The 22258-nt window shown below is 53.8% G+C and carries 23 protein-coding genes and 1 pseudogene; 10 read left to right on the forward strand and 14 right to left on the reverse strand.

From position 1 onward, the window contains the following. Window positions 1–65: 65 nt before the first annotated feature. Window positions 66–566, forward strand: a complete 501-nt coding sequence (locus ABS784_RS11365; protein ID WP_014196991.1) for a hypothetical protein — start codon at window positions 66–68, stop codon at window positions 564–566. Window positions 567–585: 19 nt separating this feature from the next. Further along, window positions 586–1488 carry a prenyltransferase gene (locus ABS784_RS11370; protein WP_131873043.1) on the forward strand — a complete coding sequence of 301 codons (903 nt, stop codon included), beginning with the start codon at window positions 586–588 and terminating at the stop codon, window positions 1486–1488. A gap of 52 nt (window positions 1489–1540) precedes the next feature. On the opposite strand, the gene ABS784_RS11375 is transcribed toward ABS784_RS11370, so the two are convergent. From ABS784_RS11375 to ABS784_RS11390, 4 genes are all read right to left on the reverse strand, one after another. Continuing rightward, entirely contained in the window at window positions 1541–1912 is a 372-nt protein-coding gene (locus tag ABS784_RS11375) for a DUF423 domain-containing protein (protein WP_014196993.1), read from the reverse strand. Window positions 1913–2178: 266 nt separating this feature from the next. Beyond that, complete coding sequence (locus tag ABS784_RS11380) at window positions 2179–2478, reverse strand: YwdI family protein (RefSeq protein ID WP_025039370.1); 300 nt, start codon at window positions 2476–2478, stop codon at window positions 2179–2181. Window positions 2479–2491: 13 nt separating this feature from the next. Beyond that, on the reverse strand, window positions 2492–3181 hold the full coding sequence (locus ABS784_RS11385) for a uracil-DNA glycosylase (protein WP_352512539.1): 690 nt from the start codon (window positions 3179–3181) through the stop codon (window positions 2492–2494). Window positions 3182–3350: 169 nt separating this feature from the next. Then, the gene (locus ABS784_RS11390) at window positions 3351–3734 is read right to left on the reverse strand and encodes a YkvA family protein (RefSeq protein WP_014196995.1); all 384 of its coding nucleotides are present in this window, start codon (window positions 3732–3734) and stop codon (window positions 3351–3353) included. A gap of 128 nt (window positions 3735–3862) precedes the next feature. On the opposite strand from ABS784_RS11390, the gene ABS784_RS11395 reads away from it, so the two are divergent. Genes ABS784_RS11395 through ABS784_RS11405 form a run of 3 tightly spaced genes read left to right on the forward strand, consistent with a single transcriptional unit; the run spans window position 3863 to window position 5428 of the window. Beyond that, window positions 3863–4213, forward strand: coding sequence for an STAS domain-containing protein (locus tag ABS784_RS11395; protein ID WP_014196996.1), 351 nt, complete (start codon window positions 3863–3865; stop codon window positions 4211–4213). Further along, window positions 4210–4698 carry an anti-sigma B factor RsbW gene (gene rsbW, locus ABS784_RS11400; RefSeq protein WP_014196997.1) on the forward strand — a complete coding sequence of 163 codons (489 nt, stop codon included), beginning with the start codon at window positions 4210–4212 and terminating at the stop codon, window positions 4696–4698. The genes ABS784_RS11395 and rsbW overlap by 4 nt, the downstream gene beginning before the upstream one ends. After that, window positions 4658–5428 carry a sigma-70 family RNA polymerase sigma factor gene (locus ABS784_RS11405; protein ID WP_014196998.1) on the forward strand — a complete coding sequence of 257 codons (771 nt, stop codon included), beginning with the start codon at window positions 4658–4660 and terminating at the stop codon, window positions 5426–5428. The genes rsbW and ABS784_RS11405 overlap by 41 nt, the downstream gene beginning before the upstream one ends. A gap of 49 nt (window positions 5429–5477) precedes the next feature. On the opposite strand, the gene ABS784_RS11410 is transcribed toward ABS784_RS11405, so the two are convergent. From ABS784_RS11410 to ABS784_RS11455, 10 genes and pseudogenes are all read right to left on the reverse strand, one after another. Continuing rightward, window positions 5478–7346: a SpoIIE family protein phosphatase gene (locus ABS784_RS11410; RefSeq protein ID WP_128721753.1), complete on the reverse strand. Its 1869-nt coding sequence runs from the start codon at window positions 7344–7346 to the stop codon at window positions 5478–5480. Window positions 7347–7638: 292 nt separating this feature from the next. Next, window positions 7639–7788 (reverse strand): hypothetical protein, encoded by a 150-nt coding sequence (locus ABS784_RS11415; protein WP_014197001.1) that lies wholly within the window; start codon window positions 7786–7788, stop codon window positions 7639–7641. A gap of 208 nt (window positions 7789–7996) precedes the next feature. After that, on the reverse strand, window positions 7997–9379 hold the full coding sequence (locus ABS784_RS11420; protein ID WP_014197003.1) for a glycine--tRNA ligase: 1383 nt from the start codon (window positions 9377–9379) through the stop codon (window positions 7997–7999). A 288-nt stretch (window positions 9380–9667) separates the two neighbouring features. Further along, window positions 9668–10498 (reverse strand): glycosyltransferase family 2 protein, encoded by an 831-nt coding sequence (locus tag ABS784_RS11425; protein ID WP_352512543.1) that lies wholly within the window; start codon window positions 10496–10498, stop codon window positions 9668–9670. A gap of 228 nt (window positions 10499–10726) precedes the next feature. Beyond that, on the reverse strand, window positions 10727–11923 hold the full coding sequence (locus tag ABS784_RS11430; protein ID WP_023633297.1) for an MFS transporter: 1197 nt from the start codon (window positions 11921–11923) through the stop codon (window positions 10727–10729). Between the two features lie 173 nt (window positions 11924–12096). After that, entirely contained in the window at window positions 12097–13542 is a 1446-nt protein-coding gene (locus tag ABS784_RS11435; protein ID WP_131873049.1) for a glycoside hydrolase family 32 protein, read from the reverse strand. An 11-nt stretch (window positions 13543–13553) separates the two neighbouring features. Beyond that, window positions 13554–14930, reverse strand: coding sequence for a sucrose-specific PTS transporter subunit IIBC (locus tag ABS784_RS11440; protein WP_352512545.1), 1377 nt, complete (start codon window positions 14928–14930; stop codon window positions 13554–13556). 193 nt (window positions 14931–15123) lie between these two features. Next, window positions 15124–15954 (reverse strand): BglG family transcription antiterminator LicT, encoded by an 831-nt coding sequence (gene licT / locus ABS784_RS11445; RefSeq protein ID WP_131873053.1) that lies wholly within the window; start codon window positions 15952–15954, stop codon window positions 15124–15126. 18 nt (window positions 15955–15972) lie between these two features. Further along, entirely contained in the window at window positions 15973–16467 is a 495-nt protein-coding gene (locus ABS784_RS11450) for a PTS sugar transporter subunit IIA (RefSeq protein WP_011232910.1), read from the reverse strand. Between the two features lie 92 nt (window positions 16468–16559). Continuing rightward, window positions 16560–16844: pseudogene (locus ABS784_RS11455) on the reverse strand (isocitrate/isopropylmalate family dehydrogenase); the annotation flags it as partial. Between the two features lie 195 nt (window positions 16845–17039). Between ABS784_RS11455 and ABS784_RS11460 the strand changes: the two are divergent. The 5 genes from ABS784_RS11460 (at window position 17040) to ABS784_RS11480 (ending at window position 22206) form a co-directional block, all read left to right on the forward strand. Then, complete coding sequence (locus ABS784_RS11460) at window positions 17040–18275, forward strand: PucR family transcriptional regulator (RefSeq protein ID WP_014197007.1); 1236 nt, start codon at window positions 17040–17042, stop codon at window positions 18273–18275. A 117-nt stretch (window positions 18276–18392) separates the two neighbouring features. Beyond that, window positions 18393–19526, forward strand: coding sequence for an alanine dehydrogenase (gene ald / locus ABS784_RS11465; protein ID WP_062899064.1), 1134 nt, complete (start codon window positions 18393–18395; stop codon window positions 19524–19526). Window positions 19527–19737: 211 nt separating this feature from the next. After that, window positions 19738–20337, forward strand: a complete 600-nt coding sequence (locus ABS784_RS11470; RefSeq protein WP_023633302.1) for a Uma2 family endonuclease — start codon at window positions 19738–19740, stop codon at window positions 20335–20337. 38 nt (window positions 20338–20375) lie between these two features. Continuing rightward, on the forward strand, window positions 20376–21191 hold the full coding sequence (gene pdxK, locus ABS784_RS11475) for a pyridoxine/pyridoxal/pyridoxamine kinase (RefSeq protein ID WP_023633303.1): 816 nt from the start codon (window positions 20376–20378) through the stop codon (window positions 21189–21191). Window positions 21192–21345: 154 nt separating this feature from the next. Beyond that, window positions 21346–22206, forward strand: coding sequence for a carbon-nitrogen hydrolase family protein (locus tag ABS784_RS11480; RefSeq protein WP_238980444.1), 861 nt, complete (start codon window positions 21346–21348; stop codon window positions 22204–22206). The last annotated feature ends 52 nt before the right edge of the window (window positions 22207–22258 follow it).

A 22258-nucleotide genomic window follows, 5' to 3' on the forward strand; every position in this document is an offset into this window, starting at 1 on the left:
ATCACAAGCTGCTACTACACGGCCTTATATAATGGTGGTAAATGACACAAAAGAGGTGTCTACTGATGGTTTGGACGTCGCGTGATTTCCTGCTGGGGGTACATCTTATCGCGGCGATCATGTGGGTGGGGGGCGTGGCATTCATCGGCTGGGCAGTGTATCCAGCCTCCCAATTCATGCCGCCTCTTGAGCGCCGGCAATTTTTCCGCTCGCTCATGCAGTGGTCGCATCGGCCGCTCGCCGCGGCAAGTGCCGTCGTCATCGCCACTGGCATATGGCTTGGCACAGCCGCCGGACCGATCAACCGTTGGGCAGATGTATGGCAGACCGCCTATGGCCGTGTATGGCTGACCGCCCTTCTCACAGGCATCGCAACGCTCGCTTGGGGGATGTTCGTCGGCTACCGCAAGGCGATGACGGTGTTTTCCAATGAAGACCTTTGGCGCCAAGCCAATGGCGGTGACGATGCGCCGTTAAAAAAAGCGATGACCTCGATCATTGCCGTTCAGTCGGTCGAAGCGGCCGGATTTGTCGTGCTCATCGTATGCATGCTTTTACTCTCCTAACGGAAACGAGGGGTTCGCATTGCGATATGAACATCGTGAAGAAGATCGGCATTGGGTTTACCGTTTTTCATGGCTTCACTTAATGCGCCCGCCGACATGGAGCGGAACGATCAGCCCTGTGCTGGCCGCCACCGCGCTGGCGGCGAAAAAGGGCGCCGTTCGGATCGAGGTGCTGCTGGCGATGTTAGCCGCCTCTGTGCTGATTCAGTCAGCCGTCAACATGCTGAATGACTATTTTGATCGGTTGCGCGGCCAAGACGATAACAAATGGACGAACGGGCATGGCCATGGACCTGCCCATCGCTCGATCCCTGCCGTTGCTGGCGCCATGCTGGCCGTCGCGGTTGCGTTAGGCGCGTACTTGGCGTGGCAAAGCGATCCAGCCATCGCGTGGATCGGCGCCGCAGCGATCATCTGCGGGATCGCCTACTCAGCCGGGCCGCGTCCGCTCGCCTCGCTCGGTTTAGGTGAGTTGACCGCCGCCGTTTGCATGGGGCCGGTCGTGACCGCACTCGCTTATGCCGTACAAGGGCATGTTCCAGACACCGCTCTGTTTGCCTTGTCCATCCCGTTCGCCTTGCTGATCGCCTCGATGATTTTGACAAACAACATCCGCGACATCGAAAAAGACCGGCCGTTTCGCCGCACATTAGCCATCCGGCTCGGACGGAACAACGCCGTGCGCCTTCTCGGGCTTCTTCTCGTCTCCGCCTACTTGTCCATTGCTGCTTTGATCGTTTGGCATATCGTTCCTTTGCTTGCCGCGGTCACAGGGCTCGCGATGCCGCTTGCCATCCGGCTTCGTCTCTGTTTCCGCCCCGGCGCTAGTCGAACCGAGGAAAGAAGCGGCATGAAATGGGCCGCCCGCCATCATTGGGCCGTTGGACTGTTGTTGACGTTGAGTCTATGGCTTTCGCTATAGAGCGGAGAGGGACGGCGGCAAAAAAACGGAGCGCTCCGCTCCTGCGCTCCGTTTACAACCATTTTAATGCCGCATATCCGATCATCACCCAAGCGATTAAAAAGGCGACGCCGCCAAACGGGGTGATGGCGCCAAGCGGCTTGATTTGCGTAACACTTAATACGTACAAACTGCCGGAAAACAGCACAATCCCCGCCAGCATCACCCAGCCCGCCGCACCGATCAGCCCGACATTCGGCGCCTTGCCAGCGAGCAATCCGACAACAAGTAGCCCTAATGCGTGGAACATCTGGTATTGGACCGCTGTTTTCCAAATCTCCAAATAACGATCCGGAATCTTCCCTTCCAGCCCGTGCGCGCCAAACGCTCCCAATGCGACGGCTAAAAACGCATTGAGCGCGCCGAGAAGGATGAATGTTTTCATAGCTGTTCCGCCTTTCTAATGAAAGATTGTTTTCCCTCATTCATTAATATAATGGGAATGTTCCCCGACAACAAATTACTAATGTATGTCAGCCACTTCACTCGACAGAACCGGTCAATGGGGAGCGCCACCGACAAGACCCGCATCCAAGCCGGAGAACTGCTTCTTGTTTTTTGGCGCAAACAAGGACAAGCGGTTTAAAGGAGTTCTGTTGATCAAGAATCCCTGTGGAGAAGGCCGTTCCACGGGGATTCGCTGTCCCACTCTCAGAAATCCAGCAACGACTCTCCGTTCGCCTCATCGTCAATGTCAGGGGAGCGTCCCCCGACAGAAACGGCTCCAAGCGAAAGCCCGCCAGCAACCGAAATCGGCCCGCCGACGACAAGCGGCCCGGCTGCGGCAGACGAAGCGGACGGCTGCGGATGGCTTGTTGCCTCCAACATCAAATCGCATAAAACGCGAATGGCGGCGACGTGTTCACGCACCCGCTGCAGGTCGTTCGTGGACCTCGCTTTCCGCAGCTCATCTTCCATCTTGGCGATAACGGCCGCAAACGAGATGGACATCATTCTCTCCTCCTTATTCAGCACGGACGCCGATGTTTTCGATTTGCCAGTCGATCGGTTCGCGTCCGCATTTCATCAAAAACGCGTTCGTCCGCGAAAACGGGCGATGGCCGAAAAAGCCGCGCGCGGCGGAAAACGGGCTCGGGTGCGGCGCTTCAATAATCAGATGGCGCGGATTCGTAATCCGTTCTTTTTTCTCCTGAGCGTTCCGGCCCCAAAGCAAAAAGACGACCGGATCGTCTTTTTGATTGACGAGTTCAATGACGCGGTCGGTGAATTGTTCCCACCCTTTGCCGCGGTGGGAGTTCGCCTGGCCGCGGCGGACGGTCAGCACCGTGTTTAACAATAACACCCCTTGCTCGGCCCATTTCACGAGATAGCCGTTATCTGGTATGTAGCAGCCAAGGTCATCATGCAGCTCTTTGAAGATGTTGACTAATGACGGCGGCACCGGTACGCCGGGCTTGACGGAAAAACTCAACCCGTGCGCCTGCCCCGGGCCGTGGTACGGATCTTGCCCGAGCAGCACGACTTTGACGTTTGCATACGGTGTATAATGAAGGGCGTTGAAAATATCGTGCATATCCGGATAAATCGTCCGCGTTCGGTACTCCACTTTTAAAAATTCGCGCAGCTTCAAGTAGTATGGTTTTTGAAACTCCTCTTCAAGCAGCGGAGCCCAGTCGTTTTTGAGAATCGGCATTGCGAGCAACTCCTTTGCCATCGGCTTTTTCCTTTTATCATTGTAACCAAAAAGACCCCAGCGTCAAAGCGAAGTGAATGTTCAGATTGAGGCAACCACAGCGAAACCTGTTTCCCCAACAGGAAATGCGCCAATCCCCTGCCGCAGCCATCAAAAATTGAGGGAAAGATCAAAATATCCACGAAATCAACCAGCGGAGCAGCCAGACGCCAAGCAACACGTATAAAAAAATGATCAGCGCCCCAGCGGCCCAATTCGTCGGTTTGCCTTGCTTGGCGAGCTCTTCCGCCCGCGCCCGGTGTTCGGCGACGATGTCTTTCGGCAGCCATTTCAGCGCCAAGTAAATGCCTAGCGGCACAAGCAACAAATCATCGATATACCCAAGAACCGGAACGAAATCGGGAATCAAATCGATCGGGCTGAACGCATACGCCGCAACGCCAAGCATAAAGAGCCGCAGCCAGACAGAGATGCGCCGATCGCGGCTGGCCGAATACAAGACAAAAATTTCCCGTTTCAGCGCCCTTGCCCATTCTTTCCACTTTGTGAACATCGCGTTCCCCTGCCCTTTCCTGTTTCATATAGTATAAAATATGGGTATAGGAGTGTAAACATTGCAAGGTGGACAACCTTCCCGCACCATCATCCAGCTAACTCATTGATTATGTGAGGTGAACGGCTATGGACAGGAAACGATTTCATATCGTGCATGATGAACAGCCGGATCGGCATGTTGTATACATAAAAGGGGAGCTTGATCTAGCGACGGCCGAACAGTTTCAACGCGCCGTCGAGCCGCTCGCTGGCGATGCGTCGAAGCCGCTCGTCATCCGCCTTGAAGAGTTGTCGTATATCGACAGCACCGGCATCGGGATGTTTGTCGCACTGCTGAAAACACGCAAAAAACAAGAAGCGCCGTTTATGATTGAGAACGTGCCGCCGAAAGTCCAACGCTTGTTTGATTTAACCGGCGTATCCTACTTGTTTTCGACAATGAATGACACGACAGAAAGGATCGAGGGGCAATCATGAAAGAGCATGAAACCGTCGTACAGCTGTCGATTCCTGCTGATGCGCAGTTTATCGATGTCGCTCGTTTGACGCTATACGGGCTGGCCGCCAAGATGGGATTTTCCTATGAAGAGATTGAAGATATGAAAGTGGCCATCTCAGAAGCGTGCAACAACGCTGTTTTGCATGCGTACAACGGAAGGGGCGGCGTCATTCATCTTCGCTTTGAGATGCGCGCCGATGCACTTTCAATCATCATTAAAGACGAGGGCAAAGGGTTTGATTACAAACGGGTGGCCAAGCAAGCAGCGCCCCTGTCCGCGAAGCCGCTTGAAGACGTCAAAGCTGGCGGCCTCGGCCTGTTTTTGATGGAAGCGCTCATGGACGATGTCACCGTCACCACAAAGGGCGGAACGGAAGTCCGCCTGACGAAATTCCGCCATCGCGGCGAAGGAGAGCATGCCCATGACTGTATATCCCCCTCCTCTGTCCAAGAGCAAGCTTGACGCCCTCATTTCCGCCTATCAACAAACAAAAACGGAAGAAGCGGCGACCGCCTTGCTCGTGCGCTTCGAGCCGCTCATTGCGGCCGCAGCGAAAAAAATGGCGCGCAGCCGCCCTGACTTTTACGAAGACTTGTTTCAGATCGGACGGCTGTCGTTTTTGCGCCTCCTCGATCATTATGACCCGAGCCAAGGTGCAAGCTTTGAGTCATACGCCATGAAAAGCTTGATCGGCTATATGAAAAACTATTTGCGCGACAAAGCATGGTACATCCAAGTACCGCGCAAGGTGAAAGAAAAAGGAAGCAAAGTGCAGCAGGCGATCGATGAGCTGACCGTCAAGCTCGAGCGTTCGCCGACGCTCGATGAGATCGCCGGCCACTTAGGCTTATCGGTCGAAGAAACGATCGAAATTTTGGCCGGACGGGACCATTACCAAGCCGTTTCGCTCGATGCCCCGGTGCAAGATGGGGAAAAGGATGCGACGACGATCGGTGAATTCGTCGCTGATGAAGCGAACGAAATCGAGTCACTGATCGAGCGAATGGATTTAGAGCAGGCGATCGGCAAACTGAGCGAGCAAGAACAAATCGTCATCGACGCCATCTTCCGGCGCGGGGAAACGCAGCGCTCGTTAGCCGAGAGGCTCGGCGTCTCGCAAATGACAATCAGCCGCATTCAAAAGCGGGCCATCGCGAAATTGAAGCGGCAGCTCGCCGCCTATTCGCCATAACGGTCAAACATCGCGCCGCCTTACGCATCAAGCGGTCGAACTGCCCATGCTAGCGGCGGCGCAGCAGCAACAACGTCTGGTCATCTTTTTGTTCGTATTGATGATACGCTTGAATATGCTCGTACAACTCGCGCACGATCTCCGGCGCCGGCTGATCAAGGTTGACGCGGGCGACCATCGCGGCGAGAACGGAAAAGTCATCGTCCGCCTCTTCGGTACGCTTTTCCGTCACCCCGTCGGTGTACAGCAGCACAAAATCGCCTGGTTCGAGCACAACCGATTTGGTCTCAAATGAAAATTGCGGAAACAAGCCGAGCGCGCAGCCTTTGGCGCCTAGCGGCACGCATTGCTTCGTTTTCGCCCGATACCAAAGCGCCGGTTCGTGTCCAGCGCACGCGTACGAGAACGTATGTGTTTTTTCGTTGTAATTGCCGACAAACATCGTGACAAACATCGACGGCTCCGTGTAGTCGTAGGCGAATCGGTTCAGCAGGTCAAGATATACGTGCGGCTGTGTTCCGTAATGGACGGTCCGGTCCAGAATAAATTTCATCAGCGTCATGAGCATCGCCGCTGGAATGCCTTTTCCCGATACATCGGCAATGCCGACGGACACCGATGTTTGATGGACAGCAAAGTGATAAAAATCGCCGCTCAACACTCGGGCAGGGACGCTGAGGACACCGATGTCGATGTACGAAGGCAAGTTCACTTTCGAAGATGTCTGCAAAAGCGACCGCTGCATATTTGCGGCAAGCGACAGTTCAAAGTCGAGTTGTTCGCGTTCACGCTCAAGCCGCTCTTTCTCTTTTTTCTCCGTCATGTCGCGCAAGACGGCGACAAGCCCCGCCAGCGCACCGTTTTCCAACACCGGCGCCAGCGTATAACCGACTGGCAGGCAGACGCCGTCGCGGCGGCGAAACGGCTCCTCCTCGACGCGAATCACCTCGCCGCTTTTCAGCCGTTTGACGACGCGGCGCAGCTGCTTCCAATCCCACTTGTCGCCGTCTGGCCCCGCGAGCGAGACAAACGAAAACAGTGGCTTGCCTTTCGCCTCTTCCAAAGTGGCGCCGATCAACCGGCTCGCCTCCGGATTCATCCAAACGATTTGCCCGTCGCGATTCACCATCAGCAATCCTTCTCCAAGGGCATTCGCCATCATCTCGAGCTGTTGTTCACGGTGCTTCAGCTCCACGTACGGCTTTTCCACCGTTTCCATATACATGGCACGCACGACATACAAAAATCCAGCCATTTCATAAAGCTGCCCCCATAGCCCGTACCCGCTGCCAAGCATGAGCAACCATTGACCGAGGGCAAATAATAGAAGCGCCATAGACCAGTATAGGGAAGCGGGAGCCCTCCCTTGCCGAAAACGCCGCCATGCGAACACGGCCGCCGCTGCATCAAGCAAACCGACCGCTCCTTCCCCTGCGCGCCACCAAAACGGCCAGCGGCTCGTCCCATGCGCCGGCCAAAACGGGGACGTGATGTGGATGAACAAACTAACAGCCGCCGTATACAAAAACGCGGCCAAAAACGCCTGCCAGCGTTGCCCGCTTTGCCGTTCCATCACCTCATCGGGCCGTGAAAAGAGAAAGAGCAGCCCCCAAGCAAGCGTAAAGCGGGCAGCGAGCGAAAATAGCGCCGCCAAAACGTCATCCTCTGTGAAGGAAAGGACAAAATGAACAGAAAAGAGCGCCCCCGCAGAAAAAAACAACGCCCCCATCATGAGCCGCTCGGTTGACAGCGTATGCGGAAATACAGCCCATCCTTGCAAGGCGACAAGCCAACAGACGACGACAGCGGCAAACCCTAAAGAAAGATGAATAGGATGATAGAATTCGGGTAAAAGCAGCAGCTGACCGCCAGCGAACAGAAGCACGCCAAACAGCCCGGCCGCCAGCGTTGCCGCCATGCCGTGCCAACGCGCTGGCTGATATCGTTGATCCTTGTTCACAAATGGTGAACCTCCACTCCTCACGGCTATATGGCTTATTATACCATACGTTGGACATCAATCGCATACGAACGTCGCCGCCTCCTCATTTTCGCTTCCGCCGCCGGAACAACAAAAAGAACGCTCTCTAAACAGAGAGCGTCCTCAACCGCGGTCATTTCCCATGCAATTTTGAAATCGACATCATGAGGCCGGCCGCGCCGGCGGAGACGGTGAAAATTGCCCTTGAGGCAATTGGCGTGCGGATCGGTTATTCGCTTTGTTCAACAGCAAACGGATTGCCGCTAATTTGTTTTCTTATTTCATCCGTCAACGTAAACGGTTCGTTTTTCGCGGCGTTTTCGCCGGCGTCACTAGGCTGATGGCCACTGCCATCGTAATAGATCGGTTTTCCTTCCATGATGGCTAACCCCCTTGATTCGTGCAGGATGCAGGAACTAGTCTATGCTTCTATTTTACCATTTATGCGGCGGAAATTCGATGGTTTTTTGAAATTTTAACTATAAAAGCGGTTCCGTTTCCAGACTTTTTTCAATCGCCTGCTTCCTTGTTTGGCAAAAAAGCCGATAAAAAACCGGGGCCTCACGAATGCCCCGGCGTTCCCGTCATCAAAAAGCGATTTTTTCATCCAAAAAGGCTTTGAGCTCCCCAATCGGCAACCGCACTTGTTCCATCGTGTCGCGGTCGCGCACGGTCACTTGGCCGTCTTGTTCAGACTCGAAATCGTATGTGATGCAAAACGGCGTGCCGATTTCATCTTGGCGGCGATACCGCTTGCCGATCGAGCCGGTTTCATCATAGTCGACCATGAAATGTTTCGCCAGCTCTTCGTAAATGCGGCGCGCCCCATCAGCGAGCTTTTTCGACAACGGCAAGACAGCCGCTTTGTACGGTGCAAGCGCCGGATGCAAATGCATCACCGTCCGGGTCGTGCCGTCTTCCAGCTCTTCTTCGTCATAGGCGTCGATCATAAACGCCAACGTGACGCGGTCAGCGCCAAGCGACGGCTCAATGCAGTACGGGATGTAGCGTTCATTCGTTTCTTGGTCGAGATAATGGAAGTCCTCGCCCGAGTATTCCATATGCCGCTTTAAGTCGTAATCCGTGCGCGACGCGATGCCCCACAGCTCGCCCCAGCCGAACGGGAAATGGTACTCGATGTCAGTCGTGGCGTTGCTGTAGTGGGACAATTCTTCCTTCGCATGGTCGCGCAGGCGGATGTTGTCCTCCTTCATGCCAAGCGACAGCAGCCACTCCTTGCAAAACTGCTTCCAATACTCAAGCCATTGCAGCTCTTCGCCCGGTTTGCAGAAAAACTCGAGCTCCATCTGTTCAAATTCGCGCGTGCGGAACGTAAAGTTGCCCGGCGTAATTTCATTGCGAAAACTTTTGCCGATTTGCGCGATGCCAAACGGCAATTTTTTGCGCATCGTGCGCTGGACGTTTTTGAAGTTGACGAAAATGCCTTGCGCTGTCTCTGGGCGCAAATAAATTTCGTTGGCGCTCGACTCGGTGACGCCTTGGTACGTTTTGAACATTAAGTTGAACTGGCGAACGTTCGTGAAATCGCGGCTGCCGCATTCCGGACAGGCGATGTCGTATTCCTTGATGAGTTCATCCATCTTGGCAAGCGGCAAACCGTCGACGATCATCTCGATCCCTTTTTCCTCGAGCGCCTTCTCAATCAACTTATCGGCGCGATGACGCGCTTTGCACTGTTTGCAGTCGACCATCGGATCGTTGAAGTTGCCTAAGTGGCCGGACGCTTCCCACGTTCTCGGGTTCATTAAAATGGCGGCGTCGAGCCCGACGTTGTACGGCGACTCTTGAACGAATTTTTTCCACCACGCCCGTTTAATGTTGTTTTTCAGCTCAACGCCAAGCGGGCCGTAATCCCATGTGTTCGCCAGCCCTCCGTAAATTTCCGACCCCGGAAAAACGAAGCCGCGATGCTTGGCATGTGCGACGATTTCTTCCATTGTGACAGCCATCGTGTTCATCCTCCTTCAATGTGATGTCCACCAATCAAAAACGCCCTCGCCCCTAGGCCTGACGCCTAGGGACGAGAGCGTAGCTCCCGCGGTTCCACCCTAGTTGATGCGCAAATCACGCATCCCCTTTTTGCCATTTCCGCTCCGGACTGCCGTTTCATTAACCATCTTCGCCGGGCTTCCACCGTCCCCGGCTCGCTTGGGAAGAGAGGGTTAACTACTATTGATCCGTCATCGCGATCCATATATGATTTTGTCCACTATCATAACAAACCCCAAAACCTTTTGTCAACGCCATCCTGCCTTTTTTTGCATCCAAAACCGCGACACGATCGGCTGACCGTTCCAAATGACTTCGGTGTCCGCCCGGCGCTTCGCGACTTCCGGCTCGTCAAGCAAGAGCCAAAAGTTTTTCACCGGCAAGTCGCCGAGCCCATGCTTCTCGCAAAGCCGCCGCAAATATTGGCGCCGCTTGCCGCCTGCCTGTCGCGACACGTTGTCGCCGTCCGGGCTGAATGCATACAAGACCGTCGCCGCCGCGACACGGGCGACGCGACAGACGACCGCCGCGCGCAAAAAGAAGTCCCAATCCCAATAATGGTGGACAGACGGGTCAAAGCAGCCGATCTCGTCATGGAGCGATTTTCGATACACGCTTCCAGACGGGACGTACGTCGAAAACGTCCGCATCGCTTCCAAATCATACTCATAGGCAAATAAAAAACGGGCGGATGGGACGCGCTGATCGTTTTCCACCCGATACTGGACAATTTCCGCATCGGCATAGGCGAAGTCCGCATGCTCGAGCGCTGCGACCATCCGCTCGAGATGGCACGGCAACACTAAGTCATCGTCGTCGCAAAGCATGATGAATTCGCCGCGCGCCGCTTGGACGCCTGCGTTGCGGGCCGCGACATGTCCTTCGTTGTCGCGGCGGTCGATGAGACGGATGTCAAGCTCCGGGTACAAGACGACGACATCATGAACCGGAACGCCGCCGTCATTGACAATGATGACCTCAAACGGCTTGTACGTCTGCCGGCTTAACGACTCGAGCAGCTCGGCAAGCGGATACGGGCGATTGTACGTCGGAATAACGACAGACACGGACGGACGCAAGATTGATTCACCGCCTCTCGCACTGGCTTTCCCCCTTGGCGTCCGCGGGCGTCGATGCGCACACCCACCAAAAGCTTGGCCAATCAAAAAAGGGGCTTACCCTTAAGGTACCGCCCCTGCCGTTTGTTTGTCAATTTCGGCGTGCCTCCCCTAACGAGCGCCACGAACCAAAGCCCGCAACTCTCATGAGAGATCTGTCTTAGAGAATGTCCCTTACAACGATTTTCCTCATGCAAGCTCCTGCTGCTTCGTCTCGCTGCCCAACACCGCGACCGCCAAAACGGCGACAAGGACCGATAGACAAAACAGCGTGAAAATGGCCGTCACCGACACCCCTTGGGCGACAAGCGAGCCGACCAACAGTGGGCCAAAAATGCCGCCGATGCGGCCAAACGCCGCCGCCATGCCGGCGCCGGTCGCACGAATCGACGTCGGATACTGCTCCGGCGTATACGCATACAGCGCTCCCCAAGCGCCGAGGTTGAAAAACGACAAGAAAATGCCGGATGCCATCAGCCCGACGAGCGACTCGGCCGTGCCGAAAAAGTAAGCGCTCAATGCTGTGCCAAGCAAGTACGTGACCAAGACAAATTTCCGCCCCGCCCGCTCGATCAGCCATGCGGCGCTGAAATAGCCGGGCAATTGCGCCAGCGTCATGATGAGCACATATTCAAAGCTTTTAATTAAACTAAACCCTTTCATCACCATAACGCTCGGCAGCCATAAAAACATGCCGTAATACGAAAAGACGACGCAAAACCAAAGCAACCAAAGCATAACCGTCTCTTTCCGATGGGGAGCGGACCATACTTTGACGATATTGCTCCACACCGTCTCCTCTTTTTGCGCGGCCGCAAACCGCGGCGAATCGGGCAGGCGGAGGCGCAAATAGATCGCATACAGCGCTGGAATCGCCGCCAGCCATAACGCCGTTCGCCATCCGTAAGCTGGTATGACGAAATACGAGATGAGCGCTGCCAATAGCCAACCGCCAGCCCAAAAGCTCTCAAGCAGCACGACAACCCGGCCGCGGTCGGCAGCCGGCACCGCCTCCGAAACGAGCGTTGACGCGACCGGCAGCTCGCCGCCAAGCCCCATGCCGATCAAAAAGCGGAGCGCCAAAAACGCCGCCAACGTCGTCGTCAGCGCCGACAACCCGCTGCCAAGCGAGAACAGCAACAATGTGAAAATAAAAACGTTTTTCCGGCCGATCCGGTCGGCGAGCAGCCCGAACACGAGCGCTCCAACCGCCATGCCGATCGAGTTGACGCTGCCGATCCAGCCGACTTGGCCGGCCGTCAAATTCCAGTCTTTTTGCAAGGCCGCCATCAAAAACGACAACATGCCGACATCCATCGCGTCAAACAGCCAACCGAGACCGGCAATGCTTAACAGCTTGCGCTGGGAAATCGTCGGTTCGTTCATGTGTATCCTCCTGTCATTATCGATGTAAAGACATCATCTACTGTTCATTATAGAGGGGGACGGAAGTAAATTCAATCCCGTATTGCTCATTTTCTCACAAAATGAACCGCAACAGTCATAAAAAGCCGCCGAAAAGCGATTGCTCTCGGCAGCTTTGCTCGTGCCAACCCATCTTATAATTCCCATTTCTCGATGTCCATATGAAGATGTCCATGAGTTCCAAATAAAATCGTTCGGTCGTCCGGATGCGGAAAAAACCGCGCAGTGAACGTCTCTTCGCCGTCATTGACGAACAGTTCGATCGATGACGTATCAAGGAAAACATGAAGCGAACGAAGACGTGGCAATCGACATTGCCGCTTCTCCGTCAGCCCATTCACAAAACTTTTTCGTTCAAGCGTCAATACCCCTTCATCGCTATTGTAAACAAGGCGGGCCGCATGGCGAAAGTAAATTTCCATCATGCTTCCGAACAGTTCAATATTGTCGAGGCGAAGTTCGATCGCATCTCCCTCGAGTCCCGCCCATGACCTCAGCTCATTCACCACACTGGCGCTTGGATATGCTACTTTTTGTTTGCGCAACTGTTTCAGCTCTTCCACTGGCGTCTGTCTCAGCTTGCCGCCAGTGAGGCGAAGTTCGCGCGGCAAGGTGAGCGCGTGCACCCAGCGGTGGCTCACTGTCGGCTGACGGTCTTCATCCTGGTCCGGCACGCCCATCCAACCGATTAAAATTCTTCGTCCGCGTCGGTCAAGCATCGTTTGCGGAGCGTAAAATTCAAAGCCGCGGTCAAGCTCCTCAAACGTCCCGTGAAGGAATTCGGCCCGTTCGTAGTCGAAGCGGCCGACAAAATAACCTGACTGGTAGACGTTTTGGTAGCGCATGCCGTCCGGTTTTAATCCTTGCGGGCAGACAATGAGCACGTCTTGCCCATCTAATGGAAACAAGTCTGGGCATTCCCACATATAGCCAAACGGACCAAGCCCGTTCATGTTGCCGCCAGCAATTGGGCCAAGATGCTCCCAATGACAAAGATCAGCGGAACGAAACAGCACCGCTTTTCCATCGCCGCTTTCGCTTTGCGCCCCCAAGATCATATACCAATGGCCCTGATACCGCCATACTTTCGGATCGCGGAAATGGGCCGTATATCCGTCCGGAAGTGTAATGACGACGCCTTTTTTTGTAAAATGAATGCCATCTTCCGATACGGCCATGCATTGGTACGTTTGGCGGTTTCCTTGTTCATCTTTCACATTGCCAGTGTAAAACAGCACGAGCTTTCCATCGCAACTAATCGCACTGCCGGAATAGCAGCCATCTTTGTCATACCATTCGCTTGGCGCTAACGCAATCGGCGCTGCTTGCCAATGAACCAAGTCTGGGGATGTATAATGCCCCCAGAACTTGGCGCCATGGCCGGTGCGAAACGGCATCCATTGGTAGAAGACGTGATACGTTCCGTTCCAGTCGATCAGCCCGTTTGGGTCGTTCATCAACCCGACAGGAGGCATGAGATGGTAGCGAAGCCGATACCGGTCACGATTGACAAGAGTCTCATATTTTTCGACTTCAGCGTATGCTTGTTCAATAAGTTTCTGTTCGCGTTCGGATTTCATCCACACGCCCCTCACTCTTCCTCTTCGCGAAACTTCAAGAGCCATGTCGCCACAAACGCTGAAACGACGGCAATGGCAAAACCGATTAAGTAGTGCATTAAGTTCGTGAGCCCTTCCGGCGCAACGATGGCGATCATCGGGATGCCGGTCAACCCGTAGGCATTAGCCACTACATTCGTAAATACGACGTACGCTCCGCCGAGCGCGCCGCCAATGGCCGCAGCGATAAACGGCTTCCGGTATTTTAAGTTCACCCCGAAAATGACTGGCTCGGTAATGCCTAAAAAAGCTGACAAGGCCGCCGGCAACGCAATCTCTTTTGTTTTTGTCCGCTTCGATTTGACAAATACAGCCAAACCGGCGCCGCCTTGGGCGACGTTGGCCATCGACCAAATTGGCAGTAAATAGTTGACCCCAAGTTTCGCCAACAAGTTCGCTTCAATGGCATGAAAGCTATGATGCACACCGGTAATGACGATCATCGAGTACAATCCGCCGAAGATAAGGCCGGCTAACGCACCGCCATAATGGTAAACAAAGTTCAACACCGTCGTAATCCCATCGCCAAGCAAATTGCCGAGCGGACCAATGGCCAAAATCGTAATAAATCCCGTCAAAATGACGGTCACAAAAGGAACAACAAGCAAACTGACCGCATGGGGAACAACTCTGCGCAATCCACGCTCCACCTTGCTCATCACATACGTCGCCAGCAAAATCGGCACGACCGTCCCTTGATACCCGACCATAGCGATATCAAAGCCAAGAAAATGCATATAGTTTGGCTTGGCCTCGGCCAATCCCCACGGGTTTAATAGCGCCGGGTGAGTCATAATACCGCCGATGACCGCCCCTAAAAACGGCGTGCCGCCAAATTCTTTCGCCGCGCTAAAGCCGATTAAAATCGGCAAAATAATAAACGCCGCACTCGAAAACATATCAAGCAAAATATACAGTGGGCTGTCTGCCGCCACCCATTTGAACGCCTTCATCATCCCAAGCAAACCCATTAACAAACCGCTCGCGACAATGGCTGGGATGATTGGGACAAAAATGTTTGACAACGTCTTCGCAAAGCGGGCGAGCGGATTCATTTTTTGCTTGATGGCTTCTTGATGGGCATCAGCATCACCTTGCTGTATCCCTGCTTCCCGGGCAAACGCTTCATACACTTTATTCACCACGCCGGTGCCAAAAATAATTTGAAACTGTCCGGAGCTGGAAAACGCCCCTTTAACCCCTTCAATGTTTTCAATGGTTTTTGCATCAACCTTTTTCTCGTCCTTTAAAACAAGCCGAAGCCTTGTTGCGCAATGGGTCGCGCTAATGACGTTTTCCTTCCCGCCAAGGAGCGGGATGAGTTGTTTAGCAATGTGTTCATAATTCATCGGTGAACTCCTCTCCTTCTGAATGATGGTGAGATGAAAAACAAAAAAGACCTAAAACATACAAAGGGTGATCTAGCGGCATGACTCACTTGCCGTTCCCTTCATACGTTTTAGGTCTTGCCTGCTCGAAGCAGTTACAATCCCGCAATATTTCGTTGTCTGTTTTGCATTATACGGCAACTTGCTGTTTTTGTCAACGCTTTCGCAACCGTTGGATATGGAGGACGATATAGGCGAGTTCCTCCTCCGGAAAACGGATGCCATATTCCTTCTCTGCATAGCTTGCCGCTTTTTGTGTACACGCCCATTCCCTTGCATATTTTGTCTGAATGAGCGCAAGCATCTCCTCATCCATCGAATGAATCGGCTCCCCGTTTTCGATGCGGCTTAAGGCAAAGCGCAAATGAGTGAGCAGCCGCTGGTATGAAATGCTTTCCTTATCGATCGATATGCCGAGCTCCGTTTGGATAAGGTCAACGAGTTCATGAATGAGCGTCGTCTCGCGCATCGTTTTGTTCATGCTGGCGGCATCGAGTTTCGCCGTATGAATATGAAGGGCGATATGAGCCGCCTCGTCATCGGGAATCTCGATGCCAAGCCGCTCTTTGATCAACTGTTTCGCCCATAGCCCAATTTCATACTCCGCCTTATATAGCACTTTAATTTCATTGAGCAATTTGTTTTGAATGCGGTAACCTTGCTTCAACCGCTCGATGGCAAACGACAAATGGTCAGTCAGCGCAATATGAATATGGTCGCTGAGCGGCGCTTGCAGTTTGCCTTCCGCATAGCTGATAATTTCTTCGGCAATATCGATATGTTCTTCTGGCAACGTGCGAAGCAATTGCTGGAACTTCTCATTTTCTTCTTCCATGACGAAAATTTTCTCAATGCGGCCCGGGGGGATGAGATCGTTTTTCCGCTTTTGAAACGCAATCCCCGGGCCCATGACAATTTTCTCTTTGCCTTCGTCGAGCACGACAACGGCGTTGTTGTTTAAAATCTTATGGATGCGAAACGCCATATGTCCTCCCTGCCGCCCTTATTTCATGTTGACATGAAATAAGACCGTCTCGCCTTTTTTGGCTGATGCCTCGGCCTCTCTCTCGAGGCTTTCGAGGGCGTCGCCGTTCGTGATGATGATCGGCGTCACCGCGCTTTTCGCTTTCTCGCGCACAAGCGGCAAGTCGACAGAAAGAAGCCGATCACCCCGTTTCACTCGGTCGCCGGCTCTGACATAGGCAGTGAATCCTTCCCCGTTCATTGACACGGTGTCGATGCCGACATGGATGAGCAGCTCCACACCCGCTTCCGAACGCAAGCCGATGGCGTGTTTCGTCGGAAAGAGCTGGATGATTTCACCATCGACCGGAGCGACGACATCCCCATCCGCCGGATCGATGGCGATGCCATCGCCCATCATTTTTTGCGCAAACACCGGATCCGGCACGTCTTCAAGCCGCATGATCGTCCCGTCAAGCGGCGCGGTGATCGTCTCTTCCTTCGGCTGTTGCTTGCCAAACCATTTTTTGAACAATGGGCGTCATCCTTTCTGTTCAGTTCGTCTGACAACAAGTATACCTGAACAGAAGGAAACTGCAAACGGTGCCGCTTGCCCTTTTGAACAGGTCAGGCTTGCTCACGCAGACGCCGGCAAATTTCTTCCACCACTTCCTTCGTCGTCGCCGTGCCGCCAAGATCCGGCGTTTTGATGCCGTCAGAGGTGACATCCTCGATCTCTTGCAACAAGAGGGCGCCGAGCTCTTCTTCAACGAAATGGTCAGACATCAACTTCGCCGTCTAAATTTGCCCGATCGGATCGGCGATACCTTTGCCGTAAATATCCGGCGCCGAACCGTGCACCGGTTCAAACATCGACGGATATTTGCCGTTGACGTTCGTGTTCGCCACGGGAACGGCTTTCTTGCCAATTCCGTCGCTGGGAATGACGGCAATGTCCCATTTTTTCATTCTTGGGAGAATTCCTTCTTTCCTTCCTTGGACAGAAAGCGCAGCCATTCCTTTCTTTCATCATACAATAACGGTGGTGGATTCACATTTATGATAAAATGAAACTACAAATCATATGGACGATGCGAGGGAGTCAATATGTCTTATGATACCGACCCGTTCCGCGGCGAATTTGACAGCCTTGAAGAGTTTGCCGACCGCGTCAGCGACGTGCTGAAATGCCCGGTGACGATCGAAGACGCGAGCCATCGGCTCATCGCCTACAGCGCCCATGATGATTACACCGACCCGGCGCGGACGGCGACGATCATCAGCCGGCGCGTTCCGGAAAAAGTGATCAACAGCTTATGGAAACAAGGCGCCATCCCGGCGCTGCTCAAAAGCCGCGAACCGGTGCGCGTGCCGCCGATTCCAGACGTGGGCCTCGGCAGCCGCGTCGCTGTCTCGATCTGGAAAAACGATGAGGTGATCGGCTTCATCTGGGTGCTCGAAACAAACCGGACGCTTTCGCCCGAGGAGATGGAATGGCTGAAGCTGGCGGCAAAAGCGGCGAAAAACAAAGTGCTGCAGCTGTATATGCGCAAAAACAAAAAAGAAGAGCGGGTGCAAGAGCTGTTTTGGAAGCTGCTCACCGGCCACATTGCGCGTGAAGATGACATCCGCGCTCATCTCGCCGCGATGCAAATCCCGACCGCACCGCAGTTTGCCATTGTCGTTTTCCGCTTTGCCGCCGATTTGACCGCCGAAATGGAGCGGCAAATTTCCTACTTATTGCAAACAACCCAGCAACTCCCGCTCCTTCTTTATACGACCGACGGCCGCGATGTGATTTTGCTGGCGGCGCCCAAAACCGACCAGCCGCTCAAAGAGCTGAATGCATTCATCGAGTCGTTCGCCGCCAAAATGAAAGAACGATTTCACATCCACGATGTGCAGTGCGGGTTTGGCGGCGTGTACGGCGCCTATCGCCTCATTGAAAAAAGCTACCGCGAAGCGCTCGCCGTCCTGGCGCTGAAAGAAAAGCTCGGCGATGAAATCAAGTCGGTTTACGGCTATGCCCAGCTTGGCATTTACCAATTTTTTGATTTTTTGCTTGAACAAAAGCGGCAAGGGGAATGGACCAACCCAGCGTTAACGAAGCTGCAATCGTACGACCAGAAACACCACAGCGACTTGGTCAAAACGTTTGAAACGTTTTTTGACCATAACGAAAACGCGCAAGAAACCGCCGACGTCCTCAACGTTCACCCGAACACGCTTGCTTATCGGCTCAAGCGGATTGCCGACATTGCTGAGCTTGATCTCAATGACATGAATCAAAAAATCAAATTATACATTGATATTAAATTAGCGAAATACGAAGCGCGCGGTTGAATTTGTGGAAATCCACAAAAACCGGGCGCTTCTTTCTCTTTTTTGAACAATGCCCGGCCCGTTCCGTCTCTTTTATACTATAAGTAAGGCCACTTCTGACGAGGAGGAACGATATCCATGATTATTGGAGTGCCAAAGGAAATCAAAAATAACGAAAACCGTGTCGCTATTACGCCGGCTGGCGTTTTGTCATTCGTTCAGGCAGGACATACGGTTCTGATTGAGAAAGAGGCAGGGGTTGGAAGCGGTTTCAGCGACAGCGATTACGCCCGTGCCGGAGCACAAATCATCGAGCGGGCGGAAGATGTTTGGGCGCAAGCCGATATGGTGATGAAAGTGAAAGAGCCGCTGCCAAGCGAATACGGCTATTTCCGCCCAGGTCTCATTTTGTTCACCTATTTGCATTTGGCCGCCGACCCGGAGTTGACACGCGCCTTAAAAGAAAGCGGCGTCATCGCCATTGCCTATGAGACGGTGCAAGTCGGCCGCACGCTGCCGCTGTTGACACCGATGAGCGAAGTCGCCGGACGGATGGCGGCGCAAATTGGAGCGCAATTTTTAGAAAAACCGTACGGCGGCAAAGGCATTTTGCTTGGCGGCGTCCCAGGCGTCGCCCGCGGCAAAGTGACGATCATCGGCGGCGGAGTCGTCGGCACGAACGCAGCGAAAGTCGCCGTCGGCCTCGGGGCAGATGTCACGATTATCGACTTGAACGCGGATCGCCTGCGCGAGCTTGACGACATTTTCGGCAACCAAATTACGACGCTCATGTCCAACCCGATGAACATTGCCGAGGCGGTCGCAGAGGCCGACCTTGTCATCGGCGCTGTCCTCATCCCAGGGGCGCGGGCGCCGAAGCTCGTCACCGAGGATATGGTGAAAGCGATGAAACCGGGTTCGGTCATCGTCGATGTCGCCATCGACCAAGGGGGCATTGTCGAGACGAGCGACCACGTCACAACACATGACAACCCGACGTACGTCAAACACGGCGTCGTCCATTATGCGGTCGCCAACATGCCTGGAGCCGTTCCGCGCACCTCGACGATCGCCTTGACGAACGTCACCATGCCATACGCCTTGCAAATTGCCAATAAAGGCGTCATCCAAGCCATTACAGACAACCCGGCGCTTGAGCTTGGCGTCAACGTCGCCAACGGCGAAATTACGTACGAAGCGGTCGCCCGCGACCTCGGTTACCGCTACGTCCCTGTCCGCGAAGCGCTCGGCAAAACGCTGGCTGCCAACTAACCGTGATGGACGCAGGCGGCAACGCGCGCTGTCGGCCGCCTGTTCATCACTTCCCATTCTTATCATAGATCGCCCGCTCATAGCGGGCGGCTTTTTTTATCGTCCTAACCCGACAAGGCCGCCATTTCTGCAAGTGAGCGTAGGCGGCTGGAGTATGTCACCCGTTGCGTTATGCCAAATCATTTTCGTTCGGCAAAGCGGCCAGTGTATAATGAAAATAGAAAGCTGGAAAGAAGGTGATTTCGTGAACGTTCCGGGAAAACAGGCGGTATCGCTTGAAGAATTTTATCGCATGCGGGAAACAACCGACCGCGTTTTAGAATACATTGATGGCGCTGTGTTGATGTCTCCCTCCCCTTCGACCCAGCACCAACGCATATCGGGACGGCTGCACGTCCAACTGTTCCATTTTTTAGAAGGAAAGCCGTATGAAGTGTTTCATGCCCCGTTTGATATCGAACTAAAGAACGAACGAATCGAAGGCAAGAAAATTGTCGTCCCTGATTTAACCGTGATCTGTGATCCAAGTGGATTAACGGATACAAAATTTGTCGGCGTCCCAACGCTGATCATCGAGATTTTAAGCCCTTCCAACCAGGCGTACGATCTCGTGTTCAAATTGAATTTGTATATGCAATACGGAGTCTATGAATACTGGATCGTGAACCCCATGCATCGTGTTGTGCAAATCTACTCGCTCAATGACAATGGACAATATGAACAAGCCGGCGTCTGGAAAGAAACCGGCACCGCATGTTCACGTGCACTTGACGGCTTTTCCGTCGATGTAGAGCAACTGTTTCAATCTTAAGGTGAATTCATGATATTAACAAAAGGAGAGTGGGTGCGATGACAATGCCAAAAGCATTAACGATCGCCGGGTCGGACAGCAGCGGCGGCGCCGGGCTGCAGGCGGACTTAAAAACGTTCCAAGAGCTTGGCGTTTACGGCATGACGGCGATCACGACCATCGTCGCCATGGACCCGCACAACCGGTGGGCGCACCAAGTGTTCCCCGTTGACCTAGCAACGATCGAAGCCCAGCTTGAGACGATCATCGTCGGCGTCGGGATTGATGCCTTAAAAACAGGCATGCTTCCGACAACTGATATCATTGAATTAGCGGCGCGGACGATTGAAAAGCATGGTTTGAAAAATGCGGTCGTCGATCCGGTTATGGTGTGCAAAGGGACGGATGAGCCGCTCCACCCGGAAAATACGGTGTGCTACCGGGAAACGCTCGTGCCAAAAGCGATGGTCGTGACGCCAAACTTGTTCGAAGCAGCGCAGCTTTCCGGCTTGCCGCGCATTGAAACGATCGAGGACATGAAGGAAGCGGCCGGGCGCATTCATGAACTCGGGGCCCAATATGTCATCGTCAAAGGCGGGCGGAAAATTCCGCATGACTATGCGGTTGACGTCCTTTACGACGGCAAAACGTTTGAACTCCTCGAATCGGAGCGGATTGACACGACGTATACGCACGGAGCAGGCTGCACGTTCTCGGCGGCCATCGCCGCCGAACTGGCGAAAGGCCGGCCGGTGAAAGACGCCATTGCGACGGCAAAAGCGTTCATCACCACCGCCATCCGCCACTCGTTCCCGCTCAACGAATACGTCGGGCCCACACATCACGGTGCGTACCGCCGCTACGGCGAACAATAATAGACAAGACCTCGTCCTTGTCTTTTTCCGCAACTCCCCTCCTTGAAATAGGAAGGGAGCGGGGCCTGCGCATATTGAAAAATCAAATGCCTCCAAACGGTTTGCATGGTGCTAAAATAGATGCCATATGGAAATAGAAAGGAAGGTGCCGCCATTGCGCGTCTCGGCTGTCCAATATCATCTTCACACCATCCGTTCGTTTGACGAGTTTGCCGCGCAAGTGACGCATTACGTCAAAACGGCGCAAGAGTTTGACGCCGAGTTCGTCTTGTTCCCAGAATTTTTCACGACCCAATTGCTTTCCATTCCACTTGATGACGGACGGCAAGCAACGATTGATGACTTGCCGAATTATACCGAAAAATACACTGAGCTGTTTGTGTCGCTCGCCAAAGACACCGGCATGTATTTGATCGGCGGCACGCATGTCATCCGCCAAAACGGCAAGCTGTACAATGTCGCTCATTTATTCACGCCGGATGGGCACATCCATCAGCAGGCGAAATTGCACATCACCCCGACGGAAGTGAACGAGTGGAATATCGCTCCAGGCGACGGCGTGCATGTGTTTGAAACGGACAAAGCGACGATCGCCATTTTGACGTGCTATGACATCGAGTTTCCGGAAATCGTTCGTATGGCGCGCGCCAAAGGGGCAGATGTCATCTTCTGTCCGTCGTGCACCGATGACCGGCACGGGTTTTACCGTGTACGGTATTGCTGCCACGCGCGGGCCATCGAAAACGAAGTGTATGTCGTCACGACCGGCACGATCGGGTCGCTTCCGACGGTCGACTTTATGCGCGCCAATTTCGGCCAAGCGGCCGTCATCACGCCCAACGACATCCCGTTCCCACCCGGCGGCGTGCTTGCGGCCGGCGAGATCAACGACGACATGGTCATTACGGCTGACCTCGACTTATCGCTTCTTCGCAAAGTGCGGGAAAAAGGATCGGTCGCGACATGGCGCGACCGGCGCATCGACTTGTACCCGGATTGGAATCAAGTGAAATAGTCCTAAACGACAAAAAGGGTGCCCCTGCGCAAGGGGACACCCTTTTGCCTAT

This window comes from Geobacillus sp. G4 (assembly GCF_040327975.1).
In the GTDB taxonomy this organism is placed as follows: Bacteria; Bacillota; Bacilli; order Bacillales; family Anoxybacillaceae; genus Geobacillus; species Geobacillus thermoleovorans.